Origin of the sequence: Sphingobacterium sp. Ag1 (genome assembly GCF_000988325.1) — a bacterium.
Taxonomy (GTDB): domain Bacteria; phylum Bacteroidota; class Bacteroidia; order Sphingobacteriales; family Sphingobacteriaceae; genus Sphingobacterium.
Map to the genome: position 1 here is coordinate 74,071 of NZ_LBGU01000022.1, position 8,456 is coordinate 82,526.

The 8,456-nt window shown below is 41.2% G+C and carries 7 protein-coding genes; 6 read left to right on the plus strand and 1 reads right to left on the minus strand.

All coding sequences use genetic code 11. The features are described 5' to 3' along the window. The first annotated feature begins 156 nt into the window (after window positions 1-156). From AAW12_RS03490 to uxuA, 6 genes are all read left to right on the plus strand, one after another. A complete protein-coding gene (locus AAW12_RS03490) occupies window positions 157-573 on the plus strand; it encodes a lactate dehydrogenase (RefSeq protein ID WP_046672235.1) in 417 nt (138 codons plus the stop codon). Between the two features lie 2 nt (window positions 574-575). Then, window positions 576-1,946: an oxygen-independent coproporphyrinogen III oxidase gene (gene hemN / locus AAW12_RS03495; RefSeq protein WP_197083966.1), complete on the plus strand. Its 1,371-nt coding sequence runs from the start codon at window positions 576-578 to the stop codon at window positions 1,944-1,946. Window positions 1,947-1,955: 9 nt separating this feature from the next. Then, entirely contained in the window at window positions 1,956-4,349 is a 2,394-nt protein-coding gene (locus AAW12_RS03500) for a heavy metal translocating P-type ATPase (RefSeq protein ID WP_046672225.1), read from the plus strand. Between the two features lie 5 nt (window positions 4,350-4,354). Beyond that, window positions 4,355-4,516, plus strand: coding sequence for a cbb3-type cytochrome oxidase assembly protein CcoS (gene ccoS / locus AAW12_RS03505; RefSeq protein ID WP_046672226.1), 162 nt, complete (start codon window positions 4,355-4,357; stop codon window positions 4,514-4,516). A 106-nt stretch (window positions 4,517-4,622) separates the two neighbouring features. Next, window positions 4,623-5,441: an SDR family oxidoreductase gene (locus AAW12_RS03510; RefSeq protein WP_046672227.1), complete on the plus strand. Its 819-nt coding sequence runs from the start codon at window positions 4,623-4,625 to the stop codon at window positions 5,439-5,441. A 13-nt stretch (window positions 5,442-5,454) separates the two neighbouring features. After that, complete coding sequence (gene uxuA, locus AAW12_RS03515) at window positions 5,455-6,615, plus strand: mannonate dehydratase (protein ID WP_046672237.1); 1,161 nt, start codon at window positions 5,455-5,457, stop codon at window positions 6,613-6,615. A 131-nt stretch (window positions 6,616-6,746) separates the two neighbouring features. Here uxuA and AAW12_RS03520 read toward each other — a convergent pair whose 3' ends face one another. Next, on the minus strand, window positions 6,747-7,769 hold the full coding sequence (locus tag AAW12_RS03520; protein WP_046672228.1) for a LacI family DNA-binding transcriptional regulator: 1,023 nt from the start codon (window positions 7,767-7,769) through the stop codon (window positions 6,747-6,749). Window positions 7,770-8,456: the final 687 nt, after the last annotated feature.

Consider the following 8,456-nt stretch of genomic DNA (forward strand, 5'->3'; position numbering starts at 1 on the left):
GATTTTTACAGCTGTTGGTATTTGCGAAATCATGCAAGTTTTTGTGAATTGTGATAAATATCATTTTAAGGTGTGGTGCTACATCATCTTTTTGCCCATACGCATGATTTACTTTTGTTCTTAGGATAAACCTTAATGGTTGATTGTAGAATCAGAATGAAAGTAGTAGTATATAATGTAAGGTCATTTGAAAAGGAGTTTTGGGCATTGGCAAATGCCAAACAACATGATTTGACTTTGATTTCAAATGGATTAAATGCGGAGACACAGAATTACGCGCGTGGAAAAGATGCGGTAGTTATTTCCGTAAGCGATATTTTGGACGAGAATATGCTACTTAATTTAAAAGGGTTGGGAATCAATAAAATTATGACCCGGAGTAAAGATACTGCTCATATCGATTTGGTGAAAGCCGGAGATTTAAATATTCAGATTGCCAATGCACCGTTCGAAGACCAGAGTCCCAAAGGACTGGCCGAGCAGACCGTACGGAATCTCAACTTATGGGGAATAGAAAAATGTGTTGGTAAAGCCTGTTGTTGTATAAGCGACTGCGCTAAAAAAATAAAATAAAAATGGTTACATCGCAGGTTAAAATGGAAGAATTGGTACAAAAATATAATGTTGCCGCACCGCGCTATACAAGTTACCCAACCGTTCCCTTTTGGGATAATGACGCATTTTCCAGGGTAGCTTGGACCGATCAAGTCTTTCGTACCTTTGGGCAATCGAAAGAGAAAGGAATTAGCCTGTATATCCATCTTCCTTTTTGTGAAAGCCTCTGTACGTATTGTGGCTGCAATACGCGCATTACAAAGAACCATCGTGTTGAAGAACCCTATATTGTGTCCCTTTTGAAGGAATGGGAAATGTATGTCGCTTTATTTAAAGGAGAAAGACCGTTATTGGCAGAAATACATTTGGGTGGTGGCACGCCTACCTTTTTCCATCCAGATAATTTGAAGGTACTCATTGAGGGGATCCTTAAACATGCAGACCTGGCCCCTGATCGTTCGTTCTCTTTTGAAGCTCACCCCGCCAACACAACGATCGCGCATTTACAAACCTTATTTGATTTGGGATTTCGGCGCCTGAGCCTGGGAATACAGGATTTTGATCCACTTGTACAGTTTGTGATCAACCGGCATCAAACATCGGCGGAAGTGGAAGAGGTTATGCTGAATGCGCGGAAAATCGGATTTGAGTCCATTAATTTTGACCTGATTTACGGATTGCCTAAGCAGACGCTTGCGACCGTTGCCGATACCATTCAAAAGTCGATGCTGCTCGCTCCAGACCGGATCTCTTTTTATAGCTATGCCCACGTGCCATGGATAAAACCTGGTCAACGACATTATACCGAAGCAGATCTACCGAATGGTGCGGCCAAACTTGCCCTGTATAATCTTGGGAAAAAAATGATTTTAGCCCATGGCTATGAAGATGTCGGTATGGATCATTTTGCGAAAAGAGAGGATGAGTTATTTGTGGCTTTTCAACAAGAGCGATTACATCGCAATTTTATGGGGTATGCTGATCGGTTTAACCCCCTGTTAATCGGTATTGGCGTCTCTTCGATCAGTGATGCCTGGGGGGCTTTTGCCCAAAATGTGAAGACCGTCGAAGAATACCATAAACTTATTGATGCAGGGGTACTGCCAGTTGTAAAAGGACATATACTCAATGAGGAGGATCTTCTCGTAAGACGTTATATCCTGGATATGATGTGTAAAGGTAAGGTGCAGTTGCAGACGGGGTCGTTGTTGAATGAACAGATTATTGAAGAATTGTCCGAACTCGTTGCAGATGGTTTAGTCTCCATAACGGGCGACCTTATTCAATGTACTGCCGTTGGGCGCTCTTTTTTGAGAAATATCTGTATGGCCTTTGATCAGCGATTATTGCGTTCAAGGACGCAAAATCAATTATTTAGTCAGGCAATTTAGAACGAAGGTATGGCAGAGCTAAGGGATGAAATACAACTTGCAGAAAAATGTTTCCATTGCGGCGATAAAATTGAGGAAACGGGCTACCAGCTCGATCATCACGATTTTTGCTGTCTGGGATGCCAGACCGTTTACCAAGTACTGAACGATAGTGGTATGCAGCAATACTACCGGTATAATCAGCATCCCGGTAAATCGAATAAATCCAAGCAAGAAGATTTTTCTTATCTGGATGAACCACAAATCGCTGATAAATTAGTGGATTATAAAGATGATAAGATGACTATCATCACCTTTTATATTCCGGCTATTCACTGTAGCTCCTGCATCTGGTTGCTGGAAAATTTATATAAACTCAATCCCCATGTACTACAGTCCCGCGTGGACTTTATGAAGAAACAGGCGAGCATTACATTCAATCACAATGAGCTGCCATTGAAAGATTTGGTTTATCTTTTGGTCAATATCGGCTATGATCCTAAAATCACCTTGCAAGATGTTGTGAAGGAAGGGAATCGAAATAATCTGAATCCATTGGTCGCAAAAATTGCTGTTGCCGGTTTCTGTTTTGGAAATGCTATGCTATTCAGTTTTCCAGATTATTTTGGAATGGGGAGTTTTGAAAAGGAATATGCCAATTTTTTTGGGTATATAAACCTTGCCTTCGGTCTGCCCGTTTTATTGTATTGTGCATCGGATTATTTCAAATCGGCCTATTGGAGTCTGAAACAAAAGCGTTTGAATCTGGATGTGCCATTGGCCCTGGGAATCCTTGTGTTATTTTTACGTTCGGCGTTTGAGGTGCTCACACAGACAGGAGCTGGTTTTACGGATACACTCTGTAGTCTTGTGTTCTTTATATTGATCGGAAAATGGGTACAACAACGTACCTATTATCATATCTCTTTTGAACGGGATTACCGGAGTTATTTTCCCGTGGCTGTAACAGTACTGACCGAATCAGGGGATAAACCTGTACAATTGGCCGACGTGCATATCGGTGACCGTATCTTGGTTCGGAACAATGAAATTATACCTGCCGATGCTATGCTTTTAAAAGGTGATGCTGCGATAGATTTTAGCTTTGTAACGGGAGAATCAAGTCCGGTCAGTAAGACCTTGGGCGAAATTATCTATGCCGGCGGACGCCAGACGGGGGAAGCGATAGAACTTGAAGTGGTCAAACCGATTTCCCAGTCCTATTTGACCAAATTATGGAATAATGAGAATTATAAAGATTATGACAAGCATTTTCAGACTTTTGTCAACTTTATAAGTAAATATTTTACTGTTGTTTTATTGGCTATTGCACTATTGGCTGCCTTATTTTGGGCCGTTGATGGGAGTGCAAGCAGGGCTTGGGGAGCTTTTACGGCGGTATTGATTATTGCATGCCCATGTGCGTTAGCGTTGAGCTCTCCATTTACCCTTTCTGCAGCATTAAGTATTTTTGATCGAAACAAGTTTTATGTGAAAAATACAGCTGCGATTGAGCAGATGGCGACGATTGATACGCTGGTATTCGATAAAACTGGCACAATATCGTCGCCTAAAGCAACCTCAATTTATTTTGAAGGTAGCCTTTCAGCAGTTGACAAAAAGCTACTGAATGCGGTATGTAGAAACTCTAGCCATCCGTTGAGCCGCGAGATTGTCAAGTGGCTGAATGTCTCTGCTGCTATTTCGATACAGGATTTTAAGGAATTTCCGGGTAAGGGGATGCAGGCTAATGTAATTGGCAAGGAAATTAAAATCGGTAGTGCTAACTTTTTGAATATTGGCAACATAAAAACGGATGGATCTGTGGTTTTTATTCGCATAGGTGAGGAGTTAAAAGGGTATTTTACCATGGAGCAATCCTGGCGGGATGGCCTTTCGGCTTTGATTGAAGATTTTAAAGTCGAATACGACCTTCATTTAATCTCAGGGGATAACGATAGACGTCTGGATGCGCTACAGCTAATTTTTCCATCAAATGCAAATTTGCTTTTCAATCAATCACCCATCGAAAAACTGGAAACGATCCAAAGCTTTCAAACAGCAGGAAAGCATGTTTGCATGATCGGTGACGGCCTTAATGATGCCGGAGCATTGCGTAAAGCAGATTTGGGCATCGCCGTGAGTGATGATATCAATAACTTCTCCCCCGGTTGCGATGCGATACTGGATGGGGAGTCGTTTTCAAAAATGCCGGATTTCTTTGCTTTTAGTAAAGATGCGGTAAAAGTAATACATATGAGCTTTGGAATATCTCTTTTATATAATGTAATTGGATTGAGCTTTGCCGTGCAGGGTATTATGTCGCCATTATTTGCAGCGATTCTAATGCCAATCAGTACGGTAACGATCATCTCCTTTACAAGTCTCATGACGAGATGGTATGCCAAACGCCGTAAACTCTAATTGTTATGGAAATAATGTATATTTTGATCGGTTGTAGCGTTTTGTTGGCGTTGATTTTTCTATGTGCTTTTTTCTGGGCAAATAAAAGCGGTCAGCACAATGATACCTATACACCTTCTATACGGATTCTGTTTGATGATGAAACGACAGAAGGGGAAAATAAATAACACAACGTAACTAAAACGTTATCGTAATTAAATCAATTACTTTTTTTTGTATTTAAGGTTATTATCAATAAAATTGGGGTAAATACCAATTTGAAATAAAAAACACATGCATAATAATCCATTTTCATTAAAAGATAAAGTAGTTGTCATTACGGGTGGTACCGGGATTTTGGGCGAGGCCTTTGTTGAGGCTTTGGCCGAGGCCGAAGCCAAAGTCGCGATCCTCGGGCGTAATGGACAAATCGGGGCCGAACGTGTTCAGCAGGTCGAGTCTGTTGGCGGCGAAGCGATATTTGTTGAAGTTGACATCATGGACGAACAGGATGTCACTCGGGCGAAAGATGAAGTTTTGCAAAAATGGGGTAGGATAGACGCTTTAGTAAACGCCGTTGGAGGCAACATTCCTGGAGCAACGATTGGTGCTGATCAAGATTTATTTGCGAGCAATATTCAGGATACCATTAAAGCAATTGAGCTTAATCTGTATGGTACAATGATTCCTACGCATATTATCGGTCGCGTGATTGCTGAAAGCGGAAAGGGGGTTATCATTAATATTTCTTCCCTCACAGCCAGTCGTCCTTTTACACGTGTTTTGGGCTATACTGTGGCAAAACATGGGATCGATGGCTATACAAAATGGATGGCTACCGAACTCGCTCAGCGTTATGGCGATCAAGTCCGGGTCAATGCAATCGCTCCTGGCGTATTCTTAACCAAACAGAACAAAAACCTATTGGTTAATCCAGATGGTACTTATAGCGACCGAACCAAACGTATTCTTCATGGAACCCCCTATAACCGTTTAGGCGACCCGCGTGAGTTAAAAGGAACTTTAATCTATCTGCTGAGCGATGCATCGGCATTTGTGACGGGAGAGACTGTCTTTGTGGACGGTGGTTTTAATGCATGGTGCGGCGTTTAAATTAAACTTTAAGATGAAAAAATTAGAACAAACCTGGCGTTGGTATGGACCCAATGACCCAGTATCTTTGCAGGATATCAAACAGGCGGGAGCTACCGGTATTGTTACAGCATTACATCATATTCCTCATGGTGAGGTATGGCCACTGGCCGATATTCAAGAAAGAAAACGCATTATAGAAGAGGCTGGTCTAACCTGGTCAGTGGTGGAAAGTGTGACTGTACACGAGGAGATTAAGACAAAAGGTGCTAAAGTAGATGAATACCTCCAAAAATATCAAGAGACATTAACCAATCTCGCCCAATGTGGTATTAAAACAATCTGTTATAATTTTATGCCGGTGCTAGACTGGACACGTACACAATTGGACTTAACGATGTCGGATGGTTCAAAAGCACTGTATTTTGACTGGATTGATCTGGCCCTCTTTGATATCTTTATATTAAAACGTGACGGAGCCAGGGCAGCATATCCAGTGGATGTTGTAAAACGTGCAACTTTGCGATTTGATGAAATTACCGAACAGCAAAGAGAAGAATTGGCAAATGTTGTCTTAATGGGAATCCCCGGGGAGAAGAATGTGGAATTGGAGGCCTTAAAAGCGAGTATTGATACCTATAAGCATATTGGAAAAGACGGTTTACGCGAGAATTTGGTTTATTTTCTTCAGGGAATTTCGGCAACCTGTGAGGAGTATGGTATATGTATGACCATTCACCCAGATGATCCCCCGTACCCTATCTTAGGTTTACCCCGCATTGCCAGCAATGGTGAGGATTTTGACTATTTTCTGAATGCAGTTCCACAACGATTCAATGGCGTTTGTTTTTGTACGGGGTCTTTGGGGGCTAGTCAGACAAACGATCTGCCTGCTATCTTAGAAAACATTAAAGGGCGTGTAAACTTCGTTCACTTACGAAATGTGAAGAAAGATGCGATAGGAAGTTTTTATGAGGCAGACCATTTGGATGGTGATGTCAATATGTATAAAATCATGAAAATCCTGATTGCTGAAAATCAATTGAGATCTACAGCTATTCCATTCAGACCAGATCATGGTCATCAGATGCTGGATGATCTGAATAAAGTAACAAATCCAGGGTATTCTGCTATTGGAAGATTGAGAGGGCTTGCAGAATTACGGGGCCTGGAGTATGGTATTGTTGGTGAATAATGCTAATAATTCAGGCGAAGATTGGATATTATGACTTGTAATGTAGGTCTAGCATAAAGACAGTCGGGAAATAAGAAAGCTAACATCTTATTTCCGACTGTTTTTGTTCTACGAGACTATAATCGAAAGAATTATAAAGATGATTTGCGAATGATAAGCTGTGTTGGAAGCTCAATCGTTTCAAATTCATGTATAGGTCTTGTTTGGTTAATAGTAGCGATTAATTTATTTGTTGCCAGTTCCCCAATTTCTGTTGCTGGTTGTACAACGGTGGATAGGGCTGGATTTAACGAAGCTGCTATTTGTGTGTTTGAAAAACCAATAACGGCGACCTCTGAAGGGACTTGAATCTGAAGTTCAGCCAAAATACCCAATGTTCGGGTTGTAATAACATCTGTGGCACCGAAAATAGCATCTATATTTTTATGCTCAAGATATTCTTTGAGCAAAATCTCTCTTATTGTTTGGTCGATATCCGCGGTATTATTAAAGCTACATTCGATGTAATGCCGATTATCAAAAGGAATACCCGCATCTGATAAAGCAGATTTAAAGCCATTTAATCGTTCGGCTGCCACCCCTAAGTTCTTTCCCGTGATATGCAGAATATTCTTTTTGCCCTGTTCGATGAGATGTTTTGTGGCATTATATGCACCTTGGAAATTATTGACCCCGACCTTGAATGTATCAAGCTGATGATTGATGCGATCAAAAATAACCACAGGTATCTGCGACTTTATCAGTGCTTTTAATTCTTCAATATTTGAATCAGAAGAGACTGGAGATATCATTAGGCCGTCAATGCCGCGCATGCGTAAAACATCAATACAATTTTTTTCAATCCGTTCGTCTTCCCGGCTTTGCATGAAAATAACGTCATAGACGGTCTGCTGAGAGGCGATCTGAATTCCATCGAGGATTTGTGAAACGAATGTATTGCTAATGTTGGATACAATAACCCCTATTGTATTGGATTTTCCTATTTTTAAGCTCCGTGCCAATTTATTGGGATGGAAATTATGCTTTTTGGCATATTCCTGAACCATCTTTTTAGTTGCTTCACTTATTTCGTAGCTGTCTGATAATGCTTTGGAAACCGTCGAAACAGAAATATTGAGTGCCAACGCTATATCTTTCAGGGTAGTTCTGCTCATCGCTCTGGTGGTTATTTTAAGAAGATAAATCTACATAAAAAAATAGATAAATAGGTTTTTTATCTTGATAAGTGAACCAATGCTGTTATTATTTGGCTTTTCATATTGATATTTTGCTTGTTTCATCGGCAGTTTTGACAAAAGGGGAGGCCTGTTGTTACGTCGCTTAGGTTCAAATTGTATACGGGTTTATAATTAACACCATTATGGCACCGTTTTAACAGGGGGTTAATAGGGGTATAACCCCTATTAACCCCCTGTTAACCCCCTGTTATACCCCTGTAATACCCCTATCAATTACTAACAAAAGTTGAACGGAATTGGTAATAGATCCGGTGCGAAGCCTGTACCGAAGCCCGGTTCCCGGTATGTACGCAGCACGCCGCGGTCCCCGGCAATGTCCAGGTTAGATCCCGGTTCCCTGCCTATTCTGCCCCGGAACCAGCCATCCCAGCCTCCCGACCACCTGTTTTACAAAAAGAATCTTGCACCGTTACAGGCAGTTAAGGGAAAAATGAAATAAATAAGAACAAAAGGCTTGGAAGTTTGTTAACAAACTCCCTATCTTTGCACCACTCCGCAAGGGAGGGACGGTTACTTCGCAGGAAGAAACCATGAAAAAAGAAGGGTTTAAGGGAGTTTGGCAGGATTTAAAATCCCGCTGGGTTTATTTTAAACGCGGAAATC